Genomic DNA, 21,552 nt, shown 5'->3' on the forward strand with positions numbered 1-21,552 from the left:
CAGTCTTGAACAACGCGGATGACCATCGCATGTCGGGGGTCGTCGGTGTTCACAACCACATACCGCTCATCCAGAGGGGCAGAGGGATACGGCCCGTTGAAGCCCCGGCAACCCTCCAGTCGGTTCTCGTACCGGTCGATGACGACCGTGCTCAGCGAGGCTCCCGGCTAGGGAAGGTGCCAAATCCGTCTCACGGCGAGATGCGTCGTGAGGAAGATGAGGAGAAAGGGCCTCGCCTCACATGGCTGTGCAGACTGTTGCAAGCACTGACAAGACCGTTGATCTGGGTCCCGCCGCCGCGCTTTCCTGTCGTGAGTGCGGGCACCGGGTGCCCCTCGGACCCGTCTTCGCGTGCCAGGAGTGTTTCGGGCCGCTGGAGATCGCCTACGACTTCTCCGCGTACGACGCGGAAGAACTGCGCAGGCGGATCGAAGCGGGCCCCGCGAACATCTGGCGTTACGCGCCGCTGCTGCCCGTTCCGGCCGATGTGGCCGAAAAGCCCAACCTGAACCCTGGGTGGACCAAGCTCGTCAAGGCCGACAACCTCGCCCGGGAGCTGGGCGTGACCGGCGGGTTGTATGTGAAGGACGACTCCGGTAACCCGACCCACTCGTTCAAGGACCGGGTGGTCGCGCAGGCGCTGGAGGCGGCGCGGGCGTTCGGGTTCACCACCCTGTCGTGCTCGTCCACCGGGAACCTCGCGGGGGCGGTCGGCGCCGCCGCCGCCCGGGCCGGGCTCCGGTCGTGCGTGTTCATCCCGCACGACCTGGAGCAGGGCAAGGTCGTCATGGCCGCCGTGTACGGCGGTGAGCTGGTGGGCATCGAGGGCAACTACGACGACGTCAACCGGTTCTGTTCCGAGCTGATCGGCGATCCCGCGGGGGAGGGCTGGGGGTTCGTGAACGTGAACCTGCGGCCCTACTACGCCGAGGGGTCCAAGACGCTCGCGTACGAGGTGTGCGAGCAGCTCGGGTGGCGGCTGCCCGACCAGATCGTGGTGCCGATCGCCTCCGGGTCGCAGCTGACGAAGATCGACAAGGGGCTGAAGGAACTGGTCGAGCTGGGGCTCGTCGAGGACCGGCCGTACAAGATCTTCGGCGCGCAGGCGCTGGGGTGCTCACCGGTCTCCAGCGCCTTCAAGGCCGGGCACGACGTGGTGCGGCCGCAGAAGCCGGACACCATCGCCAAGTCGCTGGCCATCGGCAACCCCGCGGACGGGCCGTACGTGCTCGACATCGCCCGGCGTACGGGGGGTGCGGTGGAGGACGTCACGGACGAGCAGATCGTCGACGCCATCAAGCTGCTCGCCCGCACCGAGGGCATCTTCGCCGAGACCGCGGGTGGCGTGACGGTCGGCGTGACGCGCAAGCTGATCGAGAACGGCGTGCTCGACCCCGGGCTGACGACCGTCGTCCTCAACACCGGTGATGGACTCAAGACGCTGGACGCGGTGGCCGGTACCGGCCTCACCGCGACCATCCGACCCAACCTGGACTCCTTCCGAGAGGCTGGCCTCGCATGAGCGTGACCGTTCGCATCCCGACCATCCTGCGCACCTACACCGGCGGTCAGGCCGAGGTCGCCGCCGAGGGCGCCACCCTCGCCGAGGTCATCTCGGACCTGGAGAAGAACCACACCGGGATCGCGGCCCGGGTCCTCGACGACCAGGGCAAGCTGCGCCGGTTCGTGAACGTGTACGTCAACGACGACGACGTGCGCTTCGAGCAGGGCCTGGAGACGGCCACGCCGGACGGCGCGGGCGTGTCGATCATTCCGGCGGTCGCCGGAGGCTGAACCGGGCGGCGAGTATTACTTTCGGTAATGCTCATTACGGACCGTTCATCGAATGGCCCCCTCCGTAAGAGAAGCGGAGGGGGCCATTCCATGTGGTTGAGCGCGGTAGAGTTGGGGAACGGGTCGCCTTCCGCGCGCCGAGCGCATATCAGTTCCGGCTGCGCCTGCGATAAGAAGTAGCCAAAGTGTCTGCCACCTTTGCGCCATTCCCACCTTTTGTCGGGCCCGACTTGCCCTGAATTCGGGTGAATTCTACGTAAATTCCCGACCGGTACTGCCCGGAATTCTCGTCCGACTGACCTGTTGCAGACGGCAGTTGGACAGATACATTCAGCCGCGGTCGACGCGTTCCGGCGCACGCCCCCAATCCACGGGGGGTGAGGTCTGACCCGGATCCGCGAAGTGTGGATCTGTGCAAGGGCCAGTAATAGGGGAGTTAGGCATGGCTCAGGGCACCGTCAAGTGGTTCAACGCGGAGAAGGGGTACGGCTTCATCGCGGTCGACGGTGGTGCGGACGTCTTCGTCCACTACAGCGCGATTCAGATGGACGGTTACCGCACCCTGGAAGAGGGCCAGCGGGTCGAGTTCGAGATCTCGCAGGGTCAGAAGGGCCCGCAGGCCGACATGGTTCGCGTCACCGCCTGAACGTTCTTCCACGAAGGGCCCGCACCAGCAGTCACCGCTGCTGGTGCGGGCCCTTCGTGCTGGCCGGGGGCGCGGGGCCGTGCGGCGGGGTGTTCGCGGGCGGCTGAGCGCCCGTCCGGAACCCGGTAGCCGCTTGCACTCGCATGGGTCGAGTGCTAATCATTGGCGTTAGCACTCTGAAGGTGAGAGTGACAAAGAAGGACCGGGTCGGTGAGGCCGCAGGCCAGGTGGGGCAAGGAACCACACGGCAGGCGAGCCGTCCGTCGCGGGCGCGGGCGCGGTCCGAAGGAATCACCCCCAGTCCTGGAGGGACCACTTCACATGGCCAAGATCATCGCGTTCGACGAGGAGGCGCGGCGCGGCCTCGAGCGCGGCATGAACCAGCTCGCGGACGCCGTGAAGGTGACGCTCGGCCCCAAGGGCCGCAACGTCGTCCTCGAGAAGAAGTGGGGCGCCCCCACGATCACCAACGACGGTGTCTCCATCGCCAAGGAGATCGAACTCGAGGACCCGTACGAGAAGATCGGCGCCGAGCTGGTCAAGGAAGTCGCCAAGAAGACGGACGACGTCGCCGGTGACGGTACGACCACCGCGACCGTCCTCGCCCAGGCCCTCGTCAAGGAAGGCCTGCGCAACGTCGCCGCCGGTGCCAACCCGATGGCCCTGAAGCGCGGCATCGAGAAGGCCGTCGAGGCCGTCTCCGGTGCGCTGCTCGACCAGGCCAAGGAGGTCGAGACCAAGGAGCAGATCGCCTCCACGGCCTCCATCTCCGCCGCCGACACCCAGATCGGCGAGCTGATCGCCGAGGCGATGGACAAGGTCGGCAAGGAAGGCGTCATCACCGTCGAGGAGTCCCAGACCTTCGGTCTGGAGCTCGAGCTGACGGAGGGCATGCGCTTCGACAAGGGCTACATCTCCGCCTACTTCGCGACCGACATGGAGCGCATGGAGGCGTCGCTCGAGGACCCGTACATCCTCATCGCCAACTCCAAGATCTCCTCGGTCAAGGACCTGCTCCCGCTCCTGGAGAAGGTCATGCAGTCGGGCAAGCCGCTGCTGATCATCGCCGAGGACGTCGAGGGCGAGGCCCTGTCGACCCTGGTCGTCAACAAGATCCGCGGCACCTTCAAGTCCGTCGCCGTCAAGGCTCCCGGCTTCGGTGACCGCCGCAAGGCCATGCTCGGCGACATCGCCATCCTCACGGGCGGCGAGGTCATCTCCGAGGAGGTCGGCCTCAAGCTGGAGAACGCGACCCTGGACCTCCTGGGCCGCGCCCGCAAGGTCGTCATCACCAAGGACGAGACCACCATCGTCGACGGTGCCGGCTCCGCCGACCAGGTCGCCGGTCGTGTGAACCAGATCCGCGCCGAGATCGAGAACAGCGACTCCGACTACGACCGCGAGAAGCTCCAGGAGCGCCTGGCCAAGCTCGCGGGCGGCGTGGCCGTCATCAAGGCCGGTGCCGCGACCGAGGTCGAGCTGAAGGAGCGCAAGCACCGCATCGAGGACGCCGTCCGCAACGCCAAGGCGGCCGTCGAGGAGGGCATCGTCGCCGGCGGTGGCGTGGCCCTCATCCAGGCCTCCTCGGTCTTCGAGAAGCTGGACCTGGAGGGTGACGAGGCGACCGGCGCCCAGGCCGTGAAGCTCGCGCTCGAGGCCCCGCTGAAGCAGATCGCCGTGAACGCCGGCCTCGAGGGCGGCGTCGTGGTGGAGAAGGTCCGCAACCTCACCCCGGGCCACGGCCTGAACGCCGCGACCGGTGAGTACGTCGACCTGGTCAAGGAAGGCATCATCGACCCGGCGAAGGTGACGCGCTCCGCGCTGCAGAACGCCGCGTCGATCGCCGCGCTGTTCCTCACCACCGAGGCCGTCATCGCCGACAAGCCGGAGAAGGCCGCCGCGCCCGCCGGTGGCGGTATGCCCGGCGGTGACATGGACTTCTGATCGACCCTCGGGTTGATCGACCGTCCACCGACGTACCGAGGGCGGCACCTCCTGGAACTCCAGGGGGTGCCGCCCTCGGGCGTTGTCAGGGGCTGATCCGCAGGGACGTGAAGCGGGGCCAGGCGCGCTGCGGGTCCTCGTTGCGCACGCCCAGCGCGATACCGCCGCTCATCAACGCCACCGGGACGCCCTCCGGACGGGCGACGTCGAGCGTGGTGCCGTCGACCGTGATCCGCACCGACCGGGGCGTCACCCGCAGGGTCAGCTCCCGCTCGACGGCGGGTGCCAGCTCGCGGACGGCCACCTCGGGCGGACCGCCGTCCGGCCGCTGGACGAACCGCAGCCCGCGCCCGCTGACCGTGAGGGTGCCCGGGTGCCGACTGCCGTACCCCACCTGGACGGAGACGCTCGTACCCGCCGCGCCCAGGCCGTCCGCGCGGGCCGTGACCCGGTAGGTGCCCCAGTCCGCCGTCGCGAAGGGCCGGTGCGCCGCGGAGACATAGGTGCGCCGTGCCGAGCCCAGGCCGGTCACCGCCCCCAGCGCGCCGCGCTGACCGTCCGGGAACGTCCAGTGGCCCGGCTCGCGCAGCGGCTCTGGTGCGTCCCCCGGCGCGAGGGACGTCCTGTCGCGGACCTCGCGCAGCAGGGCCTCGGGGGTGGTGTCGGCCACCATCCCGAGCCGCTGCACCTGACCGGTGGCCGCGGCCCGTGCCCCCGCGGGCAGCGGGCGGGCGGCGGTGTTGGTGAGCGTCGCGGTGAACCGTTCCCGCAGCAGCCGCTCCAGGACCGGCGTACCGCCGCCGGGCAGGTTGGAGGCCCGGCCCGTCTCGGAGAAGGGATAGGCGAAGAGGCGGGGCGCGGGCAGGGAGTGGGCGGCGAACGCGCGGGCGGCGCGGTCGAGGTCCCGGCCGACGCGGTCGCGGTACTCGCCGGGGGTCTCCAGCCGTTCCTTCTCCGGCAGCCACAGCCGGTTGGCGAGCACCGAGCCCCGCCGCCCGGCCGCGTCGACGGCGGCGCGGCGGTGGCCGTCGTGGGTGTGCGCCTGGAAGTCCCATCGCCCGGAGGCGGCCAGCCGCCCGATCTCCGCCCAGGTGAGGTAGTACGGGCGCCGGGTGCCGACCATGCCGGTGATCAGGTACGTGGCGGCGCGCATCCGGTGCTTGGCGAGGATCGGGTCCGCGTACGCCCACAGTCCCCGGGTGCCGTCGTCGAAGGTGAGGTAGACGGTGCGGGGGGCGGGGGCGCGGCCGGTCGTCAGGTAGCGGGTGAACTCCGCCGAGCTGAGGGCGCGGTAGCCCGCCGCGCGCAGGGCGCCGAGGTGGGCGTCCAACTGCTCGGGGGTGACCGCGTACCGGCTGTCGGAGTCGGGGGTGACGTCGTGGTACGCCAGCACGACGGGCGCGGCGGTGTGCCGCGCGGCTGCCGGGCGGACCCCGGGCAGGGCGCCCCCGGCCGGTGCGGGCGCCTGGGCGGACACCGAGCGCCGGTGCGCGTCGTACTGCCAGGCGGCCACGAACGGGGCGGCGAGGAGAGCGACGGTGAGGATGCCGGGCACGGTACGGGTGAGGACGTGACGCGCGCCGTGGCCGCGCGCCTCCCGGGCCGTCACAGGGGACCGCCCCGGGTCAGTACGACGAGGTACAGGGCCGCGAGGGCGAACACGGTCAGGATGGTGGTCGCCGCTCGGGTGAGGACGGCCAGGTTTCGTCTCATGCAGGGCTCCTCGTCCAGATGCCGCGTCGGAGGGTGAGGACGGCGTACGGCAGTAGCCAGGCCAGGACGCACGCGGAGAGCAGGCTCATCAGGGGGCGGTAGCGCCAGCGGCGGTCGCCGGGGTTGTCCAGCCGGTAGGCCAGCCCCCACAGGGCGCCCTTGAGCAGGACCCCGCACAGGTAGAGCAGGGTGAGCCCGGCCGCCCAGTGCAGGGGCGCCCAGACCAGGTGCCAGAAGACCAGCGCGGGGGCGGCCAGGACCCACAGGGCGTGGCCGTAGAAGAGGAGGGCGGGGCCGGGGCCGCGGCGCCACATGAAGCCGCCGGTGAAGAAGAGGTTGCGCACGAAGCTTTTCTTCCAGCGGACCTGTTGGTGCAGGAAGGGCCGCCAGCGGGCGGGTACGTTCGTCCACACCCGGGCGGCGTGGCTGTAGCCGACCAGCCACCGCCGCTCGGGGTGGTCCTCGGCGCTGACGAACGGCGAGTCGGCGTGCCGTCGCTTCAGGGCGGCGCCGCGCCAGGCCTGGCCGAGGACGTAGCCGGTGAGCTGGCGGTCGGTGGCGAAGCGGAAGGGCGCGCCCGCGAACCGGTCCTCGGCCCAGGCGGGCAGGTAGTTGACGACGGCGTCCCGGCGGAAGGCGGCGAGCGGCCCGGAGACGCAGGTGACGGACCCGAAGGCCGCCTCGGCCGCCTTGGCGATCCGGAACTGTCCCTCGTACCAGATGTCCTGGACCCTGGCCAGCAGCGAGGCGTGGACGTTCAGGGCGCGGCAGTGACCGCTGACCGCGCCGAGGTCGGGATGGCGGACCAGGGCGTCCACGCACAGCCGTACCGCGTCCGGTGCCACGACGCAGTCGGAGTCGGTGAACACCAGCACGTCCCCGTCGGCGACCGCGCAGCCGCGCACCAGGGCCGCCTTCTTGCCGAGGTTGCGGTCGAGATGGAGGACGGTGATGTCCAGTTCGCGCGCGAGGCGGTCGAGGACGGCGCCGGTGCCGTCGCCGGAGCCGTCGTTCACGACGACGATCCGCAGGTCCGGGTAGTCGGACGCGGCCATCGAGCGCACGCACGCCTCGACGTTGCCCACCTCGTCCTTGACGGCGAGCAGGAAGCTGACCCGGGGCCGGGAGGGCAGCGGCGGGAACTCCTCGTGGCGGGGGGCGCGGTGGCGCAGCGGGCGCAGGGCGGGGTCGTCGTAGCGGACGTAGGCCAGGTAGAGCAGACAGCAGGTGCCGGTGAGCACGGTGAGGCCGTAGAGGGTGACGGGGCCCTTGAGGTACGGCAGTTGGGTGGAGCGGTGGGCGATCAGGAGGAGGACCGGGAGCAGGGCGGTGAGGGCGAGCAGGCGTACCAGGGCGTTGCGTTCGGGGTCGGGCAGCACCGCGAGGGAGGCGCGCAGGCGACGGACCGGAGCGCCGGTGCGGGGTGGCCCGTGGTCGTGGGGGGCGGTCATGCCGCTCTCTGTTCCATTTGCCGTAAATGTCACATGGTGATATCTACGGCGTGCTGTGGGGGTGAGGGGTGCATGCGGTGCCGGACCGGGCGCCGGTTCACCCGGTTGCCGTGCGGGGTGCCGGAATGCGCGGGCGGCCGAGATGGTTGAGGCGTATGCATTAAATGCGCATGCATATGATGTGGGAAAGAGTTCGCCGCCGACCCCAGGAGCCCCGTATGAGCACCGCGCCCCCCGCGACCCGCGCCGCCGAGATCCTCTCCCGCCCCGCCGCGATCAACGGACTGTCCCTCGCCAACCGCATCGTGATGGCCCCCATGACGCGCAAGTTCTCCCCGGGTGGCGTGCCCGGCGCGGACGTGGCCTCGTACTACTCCCGCCGGGCCGCCGCGGGCGTGGGGCTGATCGTCACCGAGGGCACCTACGTCGGCCATGGGTCGGCCGGGGAGAGCGACCGCGTCCCCCGCTTCCACGGGGACGAGCAGCTCGCCGGGTGGGCGAAGGTCGCCGAGGCGGTGCACGCGGCGGGCGGGCGGATCGTGCCGCAGCTGTGGCACATCGGCATGGTGCGCCAGGCGGGTCAGCCGCCGTTCCCCGAGGCTCCCGCGGTCGGCCCGTCCGGCCTGCGCATCGGCGCGGCCGAACCGACCGGCAAGGCGATGACACGGTCCGACCTGGACGCGGTGATCGAGGCCTTCGCGGACGCCGCTGCCGCCGCCGAGCGCATCGGCTTCGACGGCGTCGAACTGCACGGCGCCCACGGCTATCTCATCGACCAGTTCCTCTGGTCGGGCACCAACCGCCGCACCGACGCCTACGGCGGTGACCCGGTCGCCCGTACGAAGTTCGCGGCGGAGGTGGTGACGGCCGTACGGGAGCGGGTGTCACCGGAGTTCCCGGTGATCTTCCGCTACTCCCAGTGGAAGCCGGACTTCTACGACGCCAAGCTGGCTGGCACCCCCGAGGAACTGGAGGCGATCCTCACCCCGCTCGCCGCGGCCGGTGTCGACGCCTTCCACGCCTCCACGCGCCGCTACTGGGTCCCGGAGTTCGAGGGCTCCGACCTCAACCTGGCGGGCTGGACGCGCAAGTTGACCGGCAAGACCGCGATCACCGTCGGTTCGGTGGGCCTGGACGGTGACTTCCAGAGGGCGTTCCAGGGGGAGGGCGCGCCGGTGAGCGGCCTCGACGACCTCCTGGACCGGCTGGAGCGCGACGAGTTCGACCTGGTGGCGGTCGGCCGGGCGGTGCTCCATGACCCGGAGTGGGCGGCGAAGGTGCTCGAGGGGCGGCTGGACGAGCTGAAGGCGTATGACGCGGCGTCGCTGCGGACGCTGAGCTGAGGGGTGCCGGGGGCGTCCGGAAGGCTTTGCCCGAGTCATTCGGCCCGCTGTCGGTGCCCTCGCGGAACGCCGTACGGTGCTGGTGGTGGGCGCCGGGGCGGCGCTGCTGGCGTTCGCGGTCGCGGCGTCCTCCCGCGGCAGGGGGCGGGCGGCCCGGCCCCACGCGTCGCGCGGCCGGAGGAGACGGTGACCGCGGGCCGCGCCTAGAGGTTGCCCATCGGCTCGATGTCCACCCGCACCGGGGTGCCCCAGACCTGCAGCACCTCGTAGTCGGTGAACTCGTGCACCAGCCGGTACGCCATCGCGGGCCGCGATCCGCGGCGCTGGGCGGCGATGTACAGCTCCGCCTCGCGGCGGTCGCGGCGCGGGGTGCCGCACAGCTGCCACTCCTGGCCGTTCCACAGCTCCGGCAGCCAGCGCTGCTGGGGCTGGGGGCGGTCGGCACGGGTGCCGTAGCGGGAGGGGGCGGGCTCGGTGCGCTGGTGCTGGGCGGCGGGCCCGTTGAACTCCGCCCGCCGGGCCGCCCGGCGCCGGGTCTCACAGAGCAGGCACAGATCGGGGGCGCTCTCGTCGACGGGGCCGGTCGGATGCTCGGCACACCGGGTACTGGGCGCGGCGCCGGTCACACCCTCTTCCAGCAGGTCAAGGGCGCGCTTGAGGTCCGCCTTCACCTCGTGCAGCTTGGTGTCCGGGGTGTCGCCGGTGAGCGCGTCGCCGTGCTCGCCGAGGAGGCGGAGGGCGCGGCCTAGGGCGGTGAGCTGGGCGTGGTTCATGACTCCATGGTCACATTGGGGAGGGGGAGGGGGAGGGCCCGCCGTTCTTCGGGGCTCCCGTCGCCCCTCCGCCTGCCCTCCCCTCCCCTCTCGTCCGTTCCCGGGAACTCAGCCCATCGTCTTCGCGCCGTCCAGGGACTCCCGGATGATGTCGGCGTGACCCGCGTGCTGCGAGGTCTCGGCGATGATGTGCAGCAGCGCCCTGCGGGCCGACCACCGGGCGCCGGGCTCGAACCAGGGGGCCTTGGGCAGCGGGTGGGCGGCGTTGAGGTCGGGCAGTGTGCGGACCAGTTCGTCGGTCCTGCGGGCGACCTCGGCGTACGCGTCGAGCACACCGGCCAGGGTGTCACCCGGAAGCATCCGGAACTCGTCGGCCCGCCGGGCGAAGTCGGCCTCGGTCATCGCGTCGAAGTCGCCCATCGCGGAGGGCCCCTCGACGATGAAGTTGGACCATCCGCGCTCCACCGACGTCACGTGCTTGATCAACCCGCCGAGGCACAGCGCACTGACCGTGGTCTGCTTCCCGGCCTGCTCGTCGGTGAGGTCACGGGTGGTGAAGCGCAGGAAGTCGCGGTGCTTGGCGAGCGTCTCCAGCAGGTCGGTGCGCTCGTCGGGGGTGGTGGTCATGGGCTCGTCCTCCGTGGAGAGTTTTCTTCCGTCGGTCGAGTCATGACGGTAGGCGTCGAGTAGGTCAGATCCTGTCCGCCTTGGCCGGGGGATCGGGGTGGGGCCGGTCAGCCGTTCTTGTGCGTCACCGTGAAGGTGGTGGCCTGGGCGGCGTAGGTCGTGTCGCCGTCCTTCGCGGTGACCAGGACCGCCATGTTCCAGGTGCCGGAAGGCATGCTGGCGGCGTCCTCCTGCGCGCCCCCCGGCAGGGTGTAGGTGCACACCGAGGTCGTCGCCGAGGTGGCCTCGCAGGTGGCGCTCTCCGTGTGCTTCATCTCGGCTGCCGTGGGGTCGAGCTGGGAACTCCTCGGCCAGGGCAGCACCTTCACGCCCTTGATGCCCGAGTCATCGGCCACGGTCGCCGTGAACGTGAAGGTACCGGTCCCCGTCGTCCCCACCTCCACCGAGGTGGCCGAGGCCTTGTCGATCGTCGGCCGCGAGGGGGCGGCGTCGGCCGAGCCGACCAGGGCGAAGGTGGCGGCTGCCGCACCGCCCAGTACGGCGACACCGGCGAGCGAAGAGACCAGCAGACGAGCGGACATGGGATCCCCCTGGGAGATGCTGAGTTGGAGAGTGAACGCGCTGTTCACTGACTCCATGGTGTGGCGCACGGCGTCCCCGGGGCATGAGTACGCCGACTCATCCGCCTGCCCGCACGGCAACAGGATCGAGTGAGTACGGGAGCGACGGAGGCAGGGAGCAACTCATCAGGCGGCCCCCAACGGTTGTTTGGGAGTTACGTGTGCTTGAGGTTGGCCACGAATGCCCGCCATGCCGTTGTCCGGAACGCGAGCTTCGGGCCGTGAGGGTTCTTGGAGTCGCGGACGGCGATGAGGGTGGGATGGCCGTCGGCTACTTCCAGGCAGTTGTCGCCGCCGCCTCCGCTATAGCTGGACTTGCGCCAGATTGCCGTGCTCAGGTCGAAGTTAGGGATGTTCCTCATGTGCGTAATCCTGCGCCAACGTTTCGAGCAGGGCTAGGGACTCCCTCGGCGAGAGTGCGGTGGCAGTGAGGAGTTCGAAGGTGAGCCTCATTCGGGCGGTGGTGGCCGGGTCGTCCTCCAGGCGTCCGGCGCCGACCCCTTCGAAGTAGACCAGCGGAGGGGCGTCCTCGAAGTCCATCAGCTTCAGGTCACCCTTCATCGCCGCATGCCCTCCCGCGCTGAACGGCAGCACCTGCACCATGACCCGGTTCCGGTGAGCTAGTTCCGAGACGTGGCGCAGGGCTTCTGCCATCACTGCCCGACCGCCTGTCATGCGGCGCAGGGCCGCCTCGTCAAGGACGACCCACAACGCGGGTTTTGTTGGATGGTCGAGTAGACGGGTCCTTGCCATCCGGCCTTGGACCCACTCGTCGATGACTTCCTCCGGAGCCGTCGGGGCGTAGGCGCGGTTAACAGCTCGTGCGTACGCGGCGGTCTGGAGCAGCCCCGGGATCAGCAGTGGCGCGTACTCCCGGATCGTCGTGGCGATCGCCTCAGCCTCTACCGCTTCCGCGAAATGCTCCGGATAGCGCGACTTGGCCGCGGCCTTGCAGTTCCGCGAGAAGAAGTCATCCGTCCCCAGCACCTCATCCAACATCCGCGCATGTTCCGGCTGCATCCGCCGCGTACCCGCCTCCAGTTGGCCGATGAACGCCCCACTCACGAACACCCTCAGCCCCAACTCCTCCTGACTGAGCCCGGCCTTCTCCCGTGCGTGCCGCAGCTCCGCCCCCAGCAGCGCACGGGGTGACGACGACGGGTCGAGGTCCTTCGGTCCTGGCATGGGCGACTCCCGGTCCGGCATACGAGGTTGTTGGGCGGACTCGTATGGCCAGGTTAGAGCCGTACCCAACACGCTGTGTGGTGAACAGTGAACTCTGCGTGGAGAGGTGAGGCGCGTGCGGTCGACGGAAGAGGTCGTGGGGTCCCTGAGGAAGGCGCTCTTGGGCGTCGGTGTCGTGTTGCCCGGTCTTCGGGTGGACTCGGTCCTGGTCGACCTCGGGCGCTGCAACACCCGCGTCGCCGACCGGCTGGCGTCGGCGTTGCGCGGGGAGCGGCCCGTGGTCGGCGGGTACGTGGTGGACGAGCGGGACGACCGGCTCGGGGAGGTGATGGGGCACGTGGGCAGTGCGGTGCAGCTGCGGCCCCTCGGGGGTGGGCGGGAGTGGGACTGTCCGCCCGAGCTGTTGCGGGCCGCGCGGCAGGACGAGGTGCTGCGGGAGCACGTCCGGCTGGTCAACCGGGGTAGCTGGACCGGTCGGTGGTGAGGCGACCCTAGCCGCCCGTCGCCGCCGCGAGGGCCGTACGCAGGTGACCGCCCGACTCGGTCAGCAGACGGGCCGCCGTCTCCCCGTCCACCCCCGCCAGCACGACGAGGATGGCGTTCTTCGTCTCGCCGTCCGTCGCCGTCAGCGCCGCCTCGATCTCGGCGTCGTCGGCTCCGGTCGCCAGGGCGACGATGCGGTGGGAGCGGGCGCGGAGCTTGGCGTTGGAGGCGCGGACGTCGACCATCAGGTTCCCGTAGGTCTTGCCCAGGCGGATCATCGTGATCGTGGAGATCATGTTGAGGACGAGCTTCTGTGCCGTGCCCGCCTTGAGGCGGGTGGAGCCGGTGAGCAGCTCGGGACCGGTCACGATCTCGATGCCGTGGTGCGCGGCGGCGGCCAGCGCGCTGTTCTCGTTGCAGGCCAGGCCGACCGTCAGGGCGCCCCGCACGCGCGCGTGCTCCACCGCGCCGACCGCGTACGGGGTGCGGCCGGACGCGGAGACGCCGACCACGGTGTCCTCGGGGGTGAGGCCGAGCGCGGTCAGGTCGGCGGTGGCCAGCTCGCGGGAGTCCTCGGCGCCCTCGGAGGACGTGACCATGGCCTCGGGGCCGCCCGCGATCAGACCGACGACCTGACCGGCGTACGTGTTGAAGGTGGGCGGGCATTCGGAGGCGTCCAGCACGCCCAGGCGGCCCGCCGTGCCCGCGCCCGCGTAGATCAGGCGCCCGCCCCGCGCCATCCGCGCCGCGACCGCGTCGATGGCCGCGGCGATCTCGGGGAGGCGTCGGGAGACGGCGGCCGGGACGGTGGTGTCCTCGGCGTTCATCAGACGGGCCACCTCGACGGTGGGCAGGCGGTCGATGTCGGCCAGGTCGGGGCGGAAGGCCTCGGTGGTCAGGGTCTCCAACTGGGCGCGCAGATCGCGGGGGTCGGAGGTGGAGGAGGTCATGGAGAGGCGGCTCTCTTCGACGTCAGTGGCAGTGAGGTGGGCTTCAGCCGCGTGGAGCGCTCCGGTGCCGGTGCGCCAGCGCCTCGTACGAGGCCGACAGGGCCGGGGCCGCGGTCTCGTAGGTGCGCTGGGCCACGCCGACGAACAGGCAGTCCACGACCAGCAGCTGGCTGGTCCGGGACGACATCGCGGCGGGGCGGAGTTCGGTCTCACGCGAGGTGGCCGTCGTCAGTACGTGGTCGGCGTACTGCGTGACGGGCGAGTCCGGGCGGCCGGTGATGGCGACGGTCGTGGCGCCGCGTTCGAAGGCGACCCGCAACGGCTCTATGACGTCGCCGGTCGAACCCGAGTGGGTGATGGCGATCGCCACGTCCCCGGCGCGCAGTTGCACGGCGTTGGTGACGGCGAGGTGCGGATCGCTGTGGGCGTGCGCTATCAGGCCTATGCGCAGCAGCTTCTGGGTGAGGTCCTGCGCGACCAGGCCGGACGCGCCGATGCCGTACACGTCGGTGCGGCGGGCGGCGGCGAGGGCGGTGACGGCGGCGCCGAGCTGGGTGGTGTCGAGTCCGGCGGCGGTGTCGGCGAGGGTCTGCTGTTCGTCGTAGGCCAGTTTCGCCACGACGTCGGCGATGGGGTCGTCCACCGCGATGTCGGTCGTGATGGCGGGCGCGCGGCCGGACTGCTGCTGGGCGGCGAGGCCCGCGAGGGCGAGGCGCAGATCGCGGTAGCCGGGGTAGCCGAGGAGGCGGGCGGTGCGTACGACGGTGGCCTCGCTGGTGCCGGTGAGTTCGGCGAGACCGGTGACCGTGAGGGCCGCGCAGCCCGCCGGGTCGTGCGCGACGGCCTCGGCGACGCGCTGCATGGAGCGGGTCATCGAGGGGGCGAGGGTGCGTACCTTGGCGGCGAGGGCTGCGGGGGCGGGAGGGGACGGGGTCGCCTTCCCGCCCTCGAAGGCTCCGTCGGAAGTTTCCTTCACGTTCCGGGTCACATGTGAAAGGTATTTTCAGTTCGGCGGGCTGGTCAAGAGTGCGCACAATGGGGGCATGGACCCCGTCAGCCCCCTGGAACAAGCCCTGCACGCCGCCCGCGCCCTGGTGCTCGCCGATCTGGTGGCCCGTGAGGTCGCCGAGGCGGATGTGGTGTCGCTGGTGGAGGAGTCCGTGGCGCAGCGCCGTTGGTGGGTCGAGCAGTGGCCGGACGGCGCCGAGTTCCTCGCCGGGCTGGTGGCACAGGACGTACAGGACGCCCTGCTGGAGCGGTACGGCCGCTGGCCGCTGTGCCCGGTGTGCGGCACCGGCGACCCGCACGCCCTGGAGATCGAACCGGAACTGGGCCCCGACCCGCACTGGGTCTGCCACCAGGCGGGCGTGAAGGTCGCCGCGGTCGGCTCCCTGGGCACGGGCGGGATGTTCGCCTCGTCGTGACCCTCTACATCGACCCGCCCACCTGGCCGGGCCACGGCCACCTGTGGTCCCACCTCGTCAGCGACCACTCCTTCGACGAACTGCACGTCTTCGCCGCGGGCTTGGGCGTCCCCCGGCGCGCCTTCGAGCGCGACCACTACGACCTCCCGTCCCACCGCTACCCGGACGCGGTCGCCGCGGGCGCGGTGGAGGTGAGCAGCCGCGAGGTGGTACGGCTGCTCACGGAGTCGGGGTTGCGCAGGCCCAAGGGGCGGAGTGCCTAGTCGCTCGTCGGCGGGATGAGCTTGTCCAGGTCGAGGCTGATCTCGAAGGGGACGGGACGCTTCAGGGTGCCGCGGAAGATGCCCGCGGGCGCGTAGACGCCGGTCGGTCCGTCGAGTTCGTAGACGTGGACGACGGGGGCGCCGTGCTCCTCCTCGACGCACCAGTAGTGCGGGATGCCCGCCTCCGCGTACTTGCGCAGCTTGACGGTGCGGTCGCGGTGGGCGGACTCGGGTGAGACTACTTCGATGGCAAGTTGCACCTCATCCGGTGTGAACCAGGTGCGGTCCTTGGCGTAGGCGGCGGTTGTCAGGAGCAGATCCGGCTCGGGCCGGTTTCGCTCGTCGAGCCTTATGGTCATCTCACGACCGACCCTGACGTCGCTGGGCGCCTGCTCCATGAGGGCGACGGCGAGCATGGTGACGAGGTGGCCGTGCCACCATCGCTGGGGCGACATCATGAAAACGAGGGCTCCGTCGATCAGCTCGGTGTGGCGGGGTGCCTCGGGGAGGCGGTCCAAGTCCTCCGCGACCCAGCCTTCCTCGCGCGGCGGGCGCATCCAGTCGGGTAGTGCGGTCATGGCTCAACGATAACGACTGGCCCGCAGCTCGTACGCGTAAAGCCCACCGTCGTCATCCGCCGCGCTCACCCGCGTGAACCCGGCCCGTTCCAGCACGGCCTGGGACTTGGTGTTCTCCCGTTCCACCGTCGCGAACACGATCTCGACCTCCTCGCGGGACAGGGCCCAGGCCGCCAGGGTGCGCAGGGCCTCGGTGGCGTAGCCGTGGCCCCGGGCGGGCTCGGTGAGGTCGTAGCCGATCTCGACGCGGCCGTCCGCGTCGGGGACGCCGTGGAAGCCCATCGCGCCGAGGGCGCGGTCGTCGTCGGGGCGTACGAGGACGTACATGCCCCACTCGGGGCGGTGCGTCCCGGCCTCGTACTGCTTCAGGAGGAGCCCGGCGCCCTCGCGGGTGCCGTCGATGGGGCCGCCCGCGAGCCAGTCGAAGCCGCCGTCGCCGCCCGCCGCGAGGTCGGCCGCGACGGCCGGGGTGACGCCCTCCAGGGTGAGGCGTTCGGCGGGGAGGACGAGGTTGTTGCTCCAGCGCCACTCGGTCAGGCGGGGGCGGCCGGGCAGGTCGGCGCGGCCCGTCGCCCACAGCAGGGTGGTCCAGTGGTCGGGGCCCGGGCGGACGTGCGGGAAGATCCGCGTCAGGACGAACGCGCAGAGGTCGGCGGGCGGCTGGTAGGGCGGCAGGCCCAGGCCCTCGGCCATGTCGTGCGTGTGCAGCAGCACCTCGGCGATGCCCATCGCGGCGAAGCCCTCGCGGTTCGCGCTGCGGAACGGGTACGGGTGGAAGGCGCGGGTGGCGCGGGGCGTGGTGTCGAGCGTGGCGGTGAACAGGGCGCCGGTGGTCTCGATGACGTGCAGCAGGCCCGCGTTGTCGGCCGGGTCGAGGCCGTCGTCCGAGCCGTCGACGTTGATCTGGAAGGGGACGTACGCGTCCTGTGCCCGTCCCGCCAGGTTCCCCGCGTAGGCGATCAGGTCGCTGGCTATGTGCGCCGCCGTCTCCCGGCAGCTCCACTCCAGTGACCCCGCCCTGGTGGCGCCCCAGTCCCGCTCGGTCGCCGTGCCCAGCACCGTCACCGCGTCCGTGACAGCCTGCCGTACCTGTTCCCCGCCTGTGATCCGCATGCCGAGCAGGCTAGACCGGCCGGTGCCGTCAGGACGACAGCATTTCCAGCTCGCCGGTGAGGTTGTAGCGCGCGGTCGGCTCCCAGTGCTCCGTCCCGTAGGGGGTGTGGAACAGGCGGGGCAGGGCGAGGAGTTGGCGCAGTACGGCGGTACGGCCCTCCCGGAACGCGTCGTTCGGGACGAAGCCGTACTCCTCCCGGACGGCGGCCGTGTAGGCGGCGTACGCGGACGGCGCGGCGGCGAGGACCGCCAGGTCGGCGTCGCACAGGACCTGGCCGTCGGGGTCGTCGGCGGCCGGGTCGTGCGTGACGGTCAGCCGGACCAGCCGGGCCACCTCCGCGGTCTTCCCCTCCGGCACCCCGGCCTCCGGCAGGGCGCGCTCGGCGAGCCGGGCGGACCGTTCCTCGTTCTCGGAGCGGTCGGGGAAGTAGACGGCGTCGTGGAACCAGGCCGCCAGACGCACCACGTCCGGGTCGGCGGCGTACTCCTCCAGCACGTCGATGTGGTCGAGGACCGCGGTGAGGTGGGCCAGCGTGTGATAGCGGCGCTGTGGCTCCGCCCAGCGGGCGAGGAGGTTGTCGGCGTACGGGGCCGGGTCGGGGGCGCCTTCGGGGCCCCGGGCTCCCTGAAGGGCACGGACGAAACGGGTGCGCAGGGCGTCGAGATCATCGGCCATGGACCCATTGTGGCCGCCGTGCCGGTCCCCGGCGCCGCGACGCGCGACTCCCACGTTCGGGTGAGCCCCGCCAACTCCCCTGAGGGACAAGGGCGGTGATCCCTACGGTGTGATGCCCCGACGCCCAGCGGAATCCCCGAGGAGACATCCATGCGCATCGAGATCCAGGTCGGTCGCGGTGGTGGACCCGCCACCGCCGACCTGTACCGCTGGCTGCGCCGGGACCCGCGCGTCCGTCGGCACGCGGAGGTGAGCCTGGGGCGCTCGCGGGCGGGCGGTGCGGACCGGGGGGCGAGTACGACCATGGCGGCGTACGACGTCGTGGAACTCGTCGTCGGGCAGGGCATCGCCGCGCTGAACCTCGCCCTCTCCTACGCCGCCTGGCGCGCCGCCCGGCCGTCCGCTCCCTCCGGTTCCCGCGATCCTTCCGCTCCCTCCGTGACCTTCACCGCGAACGGGCGTTCGATCACCGTGCGGGGCAGGTGCGACGAGGCGACGACCCGCCTCATCACGGAGCTGCTCCAGGACGACGGCACCGAGGCGCGCGACGAACGGGGGCCCGCGTAGTGGCGCAGTCGGATCCTCGCAGGTCACGTGCGGTTCTCATCGGCGTGAGCGGCTACCGGGGCACGCGGGCTCCGGGGCTCGAGCCGCTGCCGTCGGTGGCCACCGGCGTGCGGAGACTCGGGCGGCTGCTGACCGATCGCGCCGTCTGGGGACTGGACGGGAAGCATTGTGAGGTCCTGTACGACCCCGAGTCGTCGGACGACGTCCTGCGAGCCGTGTGCGACGCCGCCCGGGAGGCCACCGACACCCTGCTCGTCTACTTCGCGGGCCACGGCTGGCCGGTCGACGGCGGCGACCTGTGCCTCATGCTGCCGACGGCACATCCGGACGGGCTCTACGGCGCGGTCAGGTACCGCGACCTGAGGAGGGTCCTGGTGGACGAGCGCAGGGCCCGGAACCAGGTGGTCGTCCTCGACTGCTGCTTCTCCGGAACCGCCGTCACCGGGAGCATGGGCAGCGGCGGCCCACGGGACATCGCCCAGCACGCGGTCATCGAGCGGACGTACCTGATGACGGCGTGCGCGGCCCACGAGCTGGCCTACGCGCCACCCGAGGAGCGGTACCCGGCGTTCACCGGGGCCCTCATCCGCGCCATCGACCAGGGCGTACCGGGCGCACCCGACCCGCTGCCCATGCGGGACGTCTTCGTCCAGGTGAGGGACGCCCTGCGCGCGACCGGCCGCCAGGAGCCCAAGGACCTGGCGATCGGCGTCGGCCATGAGATCGCCCTCGTCCGCAACCGTCGGCCCTCCGGTGAGGCGGTCACCGTCCCCCCGGGTCCCGAGGCGGTGTCCTGGCGGGCACCCTCCCCGCGGGCGGCACGCTGGTCCGCGGCGGCGGCGGTCGTGGCGGCCGTCTCCGCCTTCTCGCCGCTGTGGGTCTCGTCGGAGGGCAGCCCCGGGGCCCGGCCGCCCGCCATCGGGGACGGCCGCAGCGCCGACCCCTGCGCGCTCACCTCCGCCGCCGCGCTGGGCCGGTTCGGGGAGACCACCCTGGACGCCGTGTACGGGGGCTTCGACCGCTGTGACGTCCTGGTGGAGCGGCCGGACGGCGACGAGGTCGACGTCGTGGTGGAGTTCGACGGCGGCCAGGACCCGCCCGGCGCCGCCACCCGGACCACGGGCCGCGTCACGGTGGTGGAGCTGCCGGAGGAGAGCGACGAGTGCACCCGGGAGCTGCTGCCGGAGGGGGACGACGCCACCGTGAAGGTCGTGGCGAAGACGTACGACGACGGGGCGCATCCCCTGTGCGACATGGCCGACGCCGCCGTCCGGCACGCGGCCGACGTCCTCAACGAGGGGAAGGTTCCCCGGCGTACGTACGCGTTCCCGGACGACTCGCTGTTCGAGAGCAACGCCTGCGACGTGCTGGACCCCACGGCGCTGGAGATCGTCCCCGGCATCGACGCGGACGAGCCCGACCCCGGGTTCTCCAACTGGGTCTGCAAGTACTGGAGCACCACCAGCCACCTCCAGGTCGACGTGCGCTTCGACCGGGGCCTGCCGCCCACGTCCGAGGACGGGACGCCCACCCGGATCCGCGGACGCCGCGCGTTCGTGCGGCCGGAGGCGGACGGGGAGGACACGTGCCGGGTACGGGTGGTGCAGCGGACGTTCTCCGACAGCGCGCACCCGTCGCTGGCCGAGACGCTGGACATCACCCTGCGCGGCGACGAGGACCACCCCTCGGACGGCCTCTGCCGGATGGGCACGCGGCTCGCCGACGCCGCCGCCGTGAACCTGCCGCCGAACACCGCGTGAGCGCCCGTCAAGGCCCTAGCGTGGGGCGCATGACTGCTGTGGATGTGCACAACGGACGGGACGCCGAGCTGCCGGGACGGCTGCTGGTCGTCGAGCGGGACGCGCTGCTGCCGGTGCTGCGCGGGCGGGCTGAGGCCGACTTCGGGCTGCCGGTGGCGGCGTGTCCGGGGTGGACGGTGCGGGAGGTGCTCGCGCACTGTTCGGCGGCGCTCGACCGGGTGCTGGAGAAACGGTTCGAGGAAGGTGTCTTCTCGTCGGAGTCGAACGACCGGGACATCGCCGAGCGCGCCGAGTGGACCCACGCCCAGGTGCTGGACGAGCTGGAGCGCGGGATGACGGAGACGGGGCCGGTGCTGGCCCGCAGCGGCGGGCTGCTGGACGGGCTGGCGCTGGGCGAGTGGGTGCACGCCGGGGATGTGCGCGAGGCGCTCGGGCTGCCGGAGGCGTACGCAGGGCCGGGGCTGCCGCACGCCCTGGAGCTGCTCGCCTGGGTGACCCGGGAGCGGGGGCATGTGCCGCTCCACGCCGACCTCGACGACCTCGACGAGCCGCTGCTGCTGGGTGACGGCGGCGGCGAGCGCACCCCCGCCCGCTACATCGGCGACGCGGCGACCCTCGTACGGCTGTACGCGGGGCGCGCGGTGCCGGAGGGGACGGGGTACGAGCTGGCGGGGGTGGAGGCGGGGGAGCTGAACATTTACGGCTGACTGTCTGCGGCTGATACGGCTGATACGGCTGGCTGGCTGTCTGCGGCTGGCTGTCTGCGGCCGACTGTCTACGGCCGACTGTCTACGGCCGACTGCCTGCGGCTGACTGTCTACGGCTGTGTGGTTGCGGCCGAATGTCGACGGCCGAACACCGGATGTGAGCGCGGCCCCTCACCGGCGTACCCTGAGATTGGACTAGACCTGTAGCCGCTCCGGGGGAAACCCGAGGAAAGGGGTCCTATGAGCACGCGTGCGCTCCTGGAGGTGATCGCCCTCGACGCCGAGGACGCGATCGCCGCCCGGGCCGGAGGCGCGGACCGCCTCGAACTGGTCACCGACATGGCGGCCGACGGACTCACCCCGTCGGCCGGGACCGTCGCCGCGATCCGTGCCGCCGTCGACATCCCACTGCGCGTGATGCTGCGGCTCGCGGACGGGTTCGCCGCCGCGGACGTGGACCGGCTGGTGCGGGCCGCCGGTGAGATGCGGGGGGCCGGGGCGGAGGAGTTCGTGCTCGGGTTCCTCGACGCGCACGGCGGGGTCGACCTCGACGCCGTCGAGCGGGTCGTCGCGGCGCTGGACGGCTGCCGCTGGACCTTCCACCGCGCCATCGACCGCGCCGCCGACCGCGACGCCCTGCGCAAGCAGCTCGACGGCCTCCCCGGCCTCGACACCTACCTCACCGCGGGCGCCGCCACCGGCGTCGACGACGGCTTCCCCACCCTCCTCGCGGAGGCCGCCCGCCACGGCGAACAGGGCTACGAGCCCCGCATCCTCGTCGGCGGGGGCCTCCGCCTGGACCACGTACCCTCCCTGCGCGCCGCGGGCATCGACGCCTTCCACATCGGTGGCGCGGCCCGCTCGGAGGGCTGGTCGGGACCGGTGTCGGCGGAAGCGGTCGGCGAGTGGCGGCGGGTGCTCGACGGGGCCTGAGC

General features: G+C 71.6%; 24 protein-coding genes and 1 riboswitch. Of the genes, 12 read left to right on the plus strand and 12 right to left on the minus strand.

The genetic code is table 11. The annotated features are described in order from the left end of the window. Positions 1 to 63 precede the first annotated feature (63 nt). Positions 64 to 223: riboswitch (SAM riboswitch) on the plus strand. Between the two features lie 18 nt (positions 224 to 241). The 4 genes from thrC (at position 242) to groL (ending at position 4,384) form a co-directional block, all read left to right on the plus strand. Continuing rightward, entirely contained in the window at positions 242 to 1,522 is a 1,281-nt protein-coding gene (gene thrC / locus ACFVQG_RS24785) for a threonine synthase (protein WP_383387389.1), read from the plus strand. Next, positions 1,519 to 1,794: a MoaD/ThiS family protein gene (locus ACFVQG_RS24790; RefSeq protein WP_055625113.1), complete on the plus strand. Its 276-nt coding sequence runs from the start codon at positions 1,519 to 1,521 to the stop codon at positions 1,792 to 1,794. The genes thrC and ACFVQG_RS24790 overlap by 4 nt, the downstream gene beginning before the upstream one ends. 442 nt (positions 1,795 to 2,236) lie before the next feature. Next, positions 2,237 to 2,440 carry a cold-shock protein gene (locus ACFVQG_RS24795; RefSeq protein ID WP_004986573.1) on the plus strand — a complete coding sequence of 68 codons (204 nt, stop codon included), beginning with the start codon at positions 2,237 to 2,239 and terminating at the stop codon, positions 2,438 to 2,440. A 321-nt stretch (positions 2,441 to 2,761) separates the two neighbouring features. Further along, positions 2,762 to 4,384 carry a chaperonin GroEL gene (gene groL, locus ACFVQG_RS24800; protein ID WP_383387391.1) on the plus strand — a complete coding sequence of 541 codons (1,623 nt, stop codon included), beginning with the start codon at positions 2,762 to 2,764 and terminating at the stop codon, positions 4,382 to 4,384. A gap of 85 nt (positions 4,385 to 4,469) precedes the next feature. Here groL and ACFVQG_RS24805 read toward each other — a convergent pair whose 3' ends face one another. Next, positions 4,470 to 5,993 (minus strand): polysaccharide deacetylase family protein, encoded by a 1,524-nt coding sequence (locus ACFVQG_RS24805; RefSeq protein WP_383387393.1) that lies wholly within the window; start codon positions 5,991 to 5,993, stop codon positions 4,470 to 4,472. A gap of 100 nt (positions 5,994 to 6,093) precedes the next feature. After that, a complete protein-coding gene (locus ACFVQG_RS24810) occupies positions 6,094 to 7,548 on the minus strand; it encodes a glycosyltransferase (RefSeq protein WP_383387395.1) in 1,455 nt (484 codons plus the stop codon). 218 nt (positions 7,549 to 7,766) lie between these two features. Between ACFVQG_RS24810 and ACFVQG_RS24815 the strand changes: the two genes are divergently transcribed. Further along, a complete protein-coding gene (locus ACFVQG_RS24815; protein WP_383387397.1) occupies positions 7,767 to 8,891 on the plus strand; it encodes an NADH:flavin oxidoreductase in 1,125 nt (374 codons plus the stop codon). Positions 8,892 to 9,094: 203 nt separating this feature from the next. Here the strand turns inward: ACFVQG_RS24815 and ACFVQG_RS24820 are convergent, their stop codons facing one another. The 5 genes from ACFVQG_RS24820 to ACFVQG_RS24840 all read right to left on the minus strand — a co-directional run bounded on the left by ACFVQG_RS24820 (position 9,095) and on the right by ACFVQG_RS24840 (position 12,096). Beyond that, positions 9,095 to 9,664 carry a hypothetical protein gene (locus tag ACFVQG_RS24820; protein ID WP_383387399.1) on the minus strand — a complete coding sequence of 190 codons (570 nt, stop codon included), beginning with the start codon at positions 9,662 to 9,664 and terminating at the stop codon, positions 9,095 to 9,097. 108 nt (positions 9,665 to 9,772) lie between these two features. Beyond that, positions 9,773 to 10,291 carry a DinB family protein gene (locus tag ACFVQG_RS24825; RefSeq protein ID WP_383387401.1) on the minus strand — a complete coding sequence of 173 codons (519 nt, stop codon included), beginning with the start codon at positions 10,289 to 10,291 and terminating at the stop codon, positions 9,773 to 9,775. A gap of 107 nt (positions 10,292 to 10,398) precedes the next feature. Beyond that, positions 10,399 to 10,872 (minus strand): DUF5707 domain-containing protein, encoded by a 474-nt coding sequence (locus ACFVQG_RS24830; protein WP_383387403.1) that lies wholly within the window; start codon positions 10,870 to 10,872, stop codon positions 10,399 to 10,401. A 194-nt stretch (positions 10,873 to 11,066) separates the two neighbouring features. Beyond that, complete coding sequence (locus tag ACFVQG_RS24835; protein ID WP_383387407.1) at positions 11,067 to 11,273, minus strand: DUF397 domain-containing protein; 207 nt, start codon at positions 11,271 to 11,273, stop codon at positions 11,067 to 11,069. Next, entirely contained in the window at positions 11,257 to 12,096 is an 840-nt protein-coding gene (locus ACFVQG_RS24840; protein ID WP_383387411.1) for a Scr1 family TA system antitoxin-like transcriptional regulator, read from the minus strand. The genes ACFVQG_RS24835 and ACFVQG_RS24840 overlap by 17 nt, the downstream gene beginning before the upstream one ends. 115 nt (positions 12,097 to 12,211) lie before the next feature. Here ACFVQG_RS24840 and ACFVQG_RS24845 point away from each other — a divergent pair, with 115 nt between their 5' ends. Beyond that, entirely contained in the window at positions 12,212 to 12,580 is a 369-nt protein-coding gene (locus ACFVQG_RS24845) for a hypothetical protein (protein WP_383387414.1), read from the plus strand. Between the two features lie 7 nt (positions 12,581 to 12,587). Here ACFVQG_RS24845 and murQ read toward each other — a convergent pair whose 3' ends face one another. After that, on the minus strand, positions 12,588 to 13,529 hold the full coding sequence (gene murQ / locus ACFVQG_RS24850) for an N-acetylmuramic acid 6-phosphate etherase (protein ID WP_383387416.1): 942 nt from the start codon (positions 13,527 to 13,529) through the stop codon (positions 12,588 to 12,590). A 43-nt stretch (positions 13,530 to 13,572) separates the two neighbouring features. Next, positions 13,573 to 14,517 (minus strand): MurR/RpiR family transcriptional regulator, encoded by a 945-nt coding sequence (locus tag ACFVQG_RS24855; RefSeq protein ID WP_383387418.1) that lies wholly within the window; start codon positions 14,515 to 14,517, stop codon positions 13,573 to 13,575. 55 nt (positions 14,518 to 14,572) lie between these two features. Between ACFVQG_RS24855 and ACFVQG_RS24860 the strand changes: the two genes are divergently transcribed. Both ACFVQG_RS24860 and ACFVQG_RS24865 read left to right on the plus strand, forming a co-directional pair. Then, positions 14,573 to 14,953: a hypothetical protein gene (locus ACFVQG_RS24860; protein WP_383387420.1), complete on the plus strand. Its 381-nt coding sequence runs from the start codon at positions 14,573 to 14,575 to the stop codon at positions 14,951 to 14,953. After that, positions 14,950 to 15,216, plus strand: a complete 267-nt coding sequence (locus tag ACFVQG_RS24865; protein WP_383387422.1) for a DUF4031 domain-containing protein — start codon at positions 14,950 to 14,952, stop codon at positions 15,214 to 15,216. Before ACFVQG_RS24860 ends, ACFVQG_RS24865 begins: the two co-directional genes overlap by 4 nt. On the opposite strand, the gene ACFVQG_RS24870 is transcribed toward ACFVQG_RS24865, so the two are convergent. From ACFVQG_RS24870 to ACFVQG_RS24880, 3 genes are read right to left on the minus strand one after another with little or no spacing between them, the layout of a single operon-like run. Next, positions 15,213 to 15,794, minus strand: a complete 582-nt coding sequence (locus tag ACFVQG_RS24870; protein ID WP_383387424.1) for a Uma2 family endonuclease — start codon at positions 15,792 to 15,794, stop codon at positions 15,213 to 15,215. The genes ACFVQG_RS24865 and ACFVQG_RS24870 overlap by 4 nt on opposite strands. 3 nt (positions 15,795 to 15,797) lie before the next feature. Next, entirely contained in the window at positions 15,798 to 16,907 is a 1,110-nt protein-coding gene (locus ACFVQG_RS24875; RefSeq protein WP_383387426.1) for a GNAT family N-acetyltransferase, read from the minus strand. A 28-nt stretch (positions 16,908 to 16,935) separates the two neighbouring features. Continuing rightward, positions 16,936 to 17,583: a hypothetical protein gene (locus ACFVQG_RS24880; RefSeq protein WP_383387428.1), complete on the minus strand. Its 648-nt coding sequence runs from the start codon at positions 17,581 to 17,583 to the stop codon at positions 16,936 to 16,938. Positions 17,584 to 17,733: 150 nt separating this feature from the next. Between ACFVQG_RS24880 and ACFVQG_RS24885 the strand changes: the two genes are divergently transcribed. The 4 genes from ACFVQG_RS24885 (at position 17,734) to ACFVQG_RS24900 (ending at position 21,550) form a co-directional block, all read left to right on the plus strand. Continuing rightward, entirely contained in the window at positions 17,734 to 18,150 is a 417-nt protein-coding gene (locus ACFVQG_RS24885) for a hypothetical protein (protein ID WP_383387429.1), read from the plus strand. Then, the gene (locus ACFVQG_RS24890) at positions 18,150 to 19,910 is read left to right on the plus strand and encodes a caspase domain-containing protein (RefSeq protein ID WP_383387431.1); all 1,761 of its coding nucleotides are present in this window, start codon (positions 18,150 to 18,152) and stop codon (positions 19,908 to 19,910) included. Before ACFVQG_RS24885 ends, ACFVQG_RS24890 begins: the two co-directional genes overlap by 1 nt. 29 nt (positions 19,911 to 19,939) lie before the next feature. Then, the gene (locus tag ACFVQG_RS24895; protein WP_383387433.1) at positions 19,940 to 20,617 is read left to right on the plus strand and encodes a maleylpyruvate isomerase family mycothiol-dependent enzyme; all 678 of its coding nucleotides are present in this window, start codon (positions 19,940 to 19,942) and stop codon (positions 20,615 to 20,617) included. 240 nt (positions 20,618 to 20,857) lie between these two features. Beyond that, positions 20,858 to 21,550: a copper homeostasis protein CutC gene (locus tag ACFVQG_RS24900; RefSeq protein WP_383387435.1), complete on the plus strand. Its 693-nt coding sequence runs from the start codon at positions 20,858 to 20,860 to the stop codon at positions 21,548 to 21,550. The last annotated feature ends 2 nt before the right edge of the window (positions 21,551 to 21,552 follow it).

The sequence above is a fragment of the Streptomyces sp. NPDC057877 genome, from assembly GCF_042796855.1.
Taxonomy (GTDB): domain Bacteria; phylum Actinomycetota; class Actinomycetes; order Streptomycetales; family Streptomycetaceae; genus Streptomyces.

Bases quoted from the DNA above. Each gene is read 5' to 3' on its own strand.
- thrC (WP_383387389.1), top strand. From the start codon at position 242: ATGGCTGTGCAGACTGTTGCAAGCACTGACAAGACCGTTGATCTGGGT.
- ACFVQG_RS24790 (WP_055625113.1), top strand. From the start codon at position 1,519: ATGAGCGTGACCGTTCGCATCCCGACCATCCTGCGCACCTACACCGGC.
- ACFVQG_RS24795 (WP_004986573.1), top strand. From the start codon at position 2,237: ATGGCTCAGGGCACCGTCAAGTGGTTCAACGCGGAGAAGGGGTACGGC.
- groL (WP_383387391.1), top strand. From the start codon at position 2,762: ATGGCCAAGATCATCGCGTTCGACGAGGAGGCGCGGCGCGGCCTCGAG.
- ACFVQG_RS24810 (WP_383387395.1), bottom strand. From the start codon at position 7,548: ATGACCGCCCCCCACGACCACGGGCCACCCCGCACCGGCGCTCCGGTC.
- ACFVQG_RS24815 (WP_383387397.1), top strand. From the start codon at position 7,767: ATGAGCACCGCGCCCCCCGCGACCCGCGCCGCCGAGATCCTCTCCCGC.
- ACFVQG_RS24820 (WP_383387399.1), bottom strand. From the start codon at position 9,664: ATGAACCACGCCCAGCTCACCGCCCTAGGCCGCGCCCTCCGCCTCCTC.
- ACFVQG_RS24825 (WP_383387401.1), bottom strand. From the start codon at position 10,291: ATGACCACCACCCCCGACGAGCGCACCGACCTGCTGGAGACGCTCGCC.
- ACFVQG_RS24830 (WP_383387403.1), bottom strand. From the start codon at position 10,872: ATGTCCGCTCGTCTGCTGGTCTCTTCGCTCGCCGGTGTCGCCGTACTG.
- ACFVQG_RS24835 (WP_383387407.1), bottom strand. From the start codon at position 11,273: ATGAGGAACATCCCTAACTTCGACCTGAGCACGGCAATCTGGCGCAAG.
- ACFVQG_RS24840 (WP_383387411.1), bottom strand. From the start codon at position 12,096: ATGCCAGGACCGAAGGACCTCGACCCGTCGTCGTCACCCCGTGCGCTG.
- murQ (WP_383387416.1), bottom strand. From the start codon at position 13,529: ATGACCTCCTCCACCTCCGACCCCCGCGATCTGCGCGCCCAGTTGGAG.
- ACFVQG_RS24860 (WP_383387420.1), top strand. From the start codon at position 14,573: ATGGACCCCGTCAGCCCCCTGGAACAAGCCCTGCACGCCGCCCGCGCC.
- ACFVQG_RS24870 (WP_383387424.1), bottom strand. From the start codon at position 15,794: ATGACCGCACTACCCGACTGGATGCGCCCGCCGCGCGAGGAAGGCTGG.
- ACFVQG_RS24875 (WP_383387426.1), bottom strand. From the start codon at position 16,907: ATGCGGATCACAGGCGGGGAACAGGTACGGCAGGCTGTCACGGACGCG.
- ACFVQG_RS24880 (WP_383387428.1), bottom strand. From the start codon at position 17,583: ATGGCCGATGATCTCGACGCCCTGCGCACCCGTTTCGTCCGTGCCCTT.
- ACFVQG_RS24885 (WP_383387429.1), top strand. From the start codon at position 17,734: ATGCGCATCGAGATCCAGGTCGGTCGCGGTGGTGGACCCGCCACCGCC.
- ACFVQG_RS24895 (WP_383387433.1), top strand. From the start codon at position 19,940: ATGACTGCTGTGGATGTGCACAACGGACGGGACGCCGAGCTGCCGGGA.
- ACFVQG_RS24900 (WP_383387435.1), top strand. From the start codon at position 20,858: ATGAGCACGCGTGCGCTCCTGGAGGTGATCGCCCTCGACGCCGAGGAC.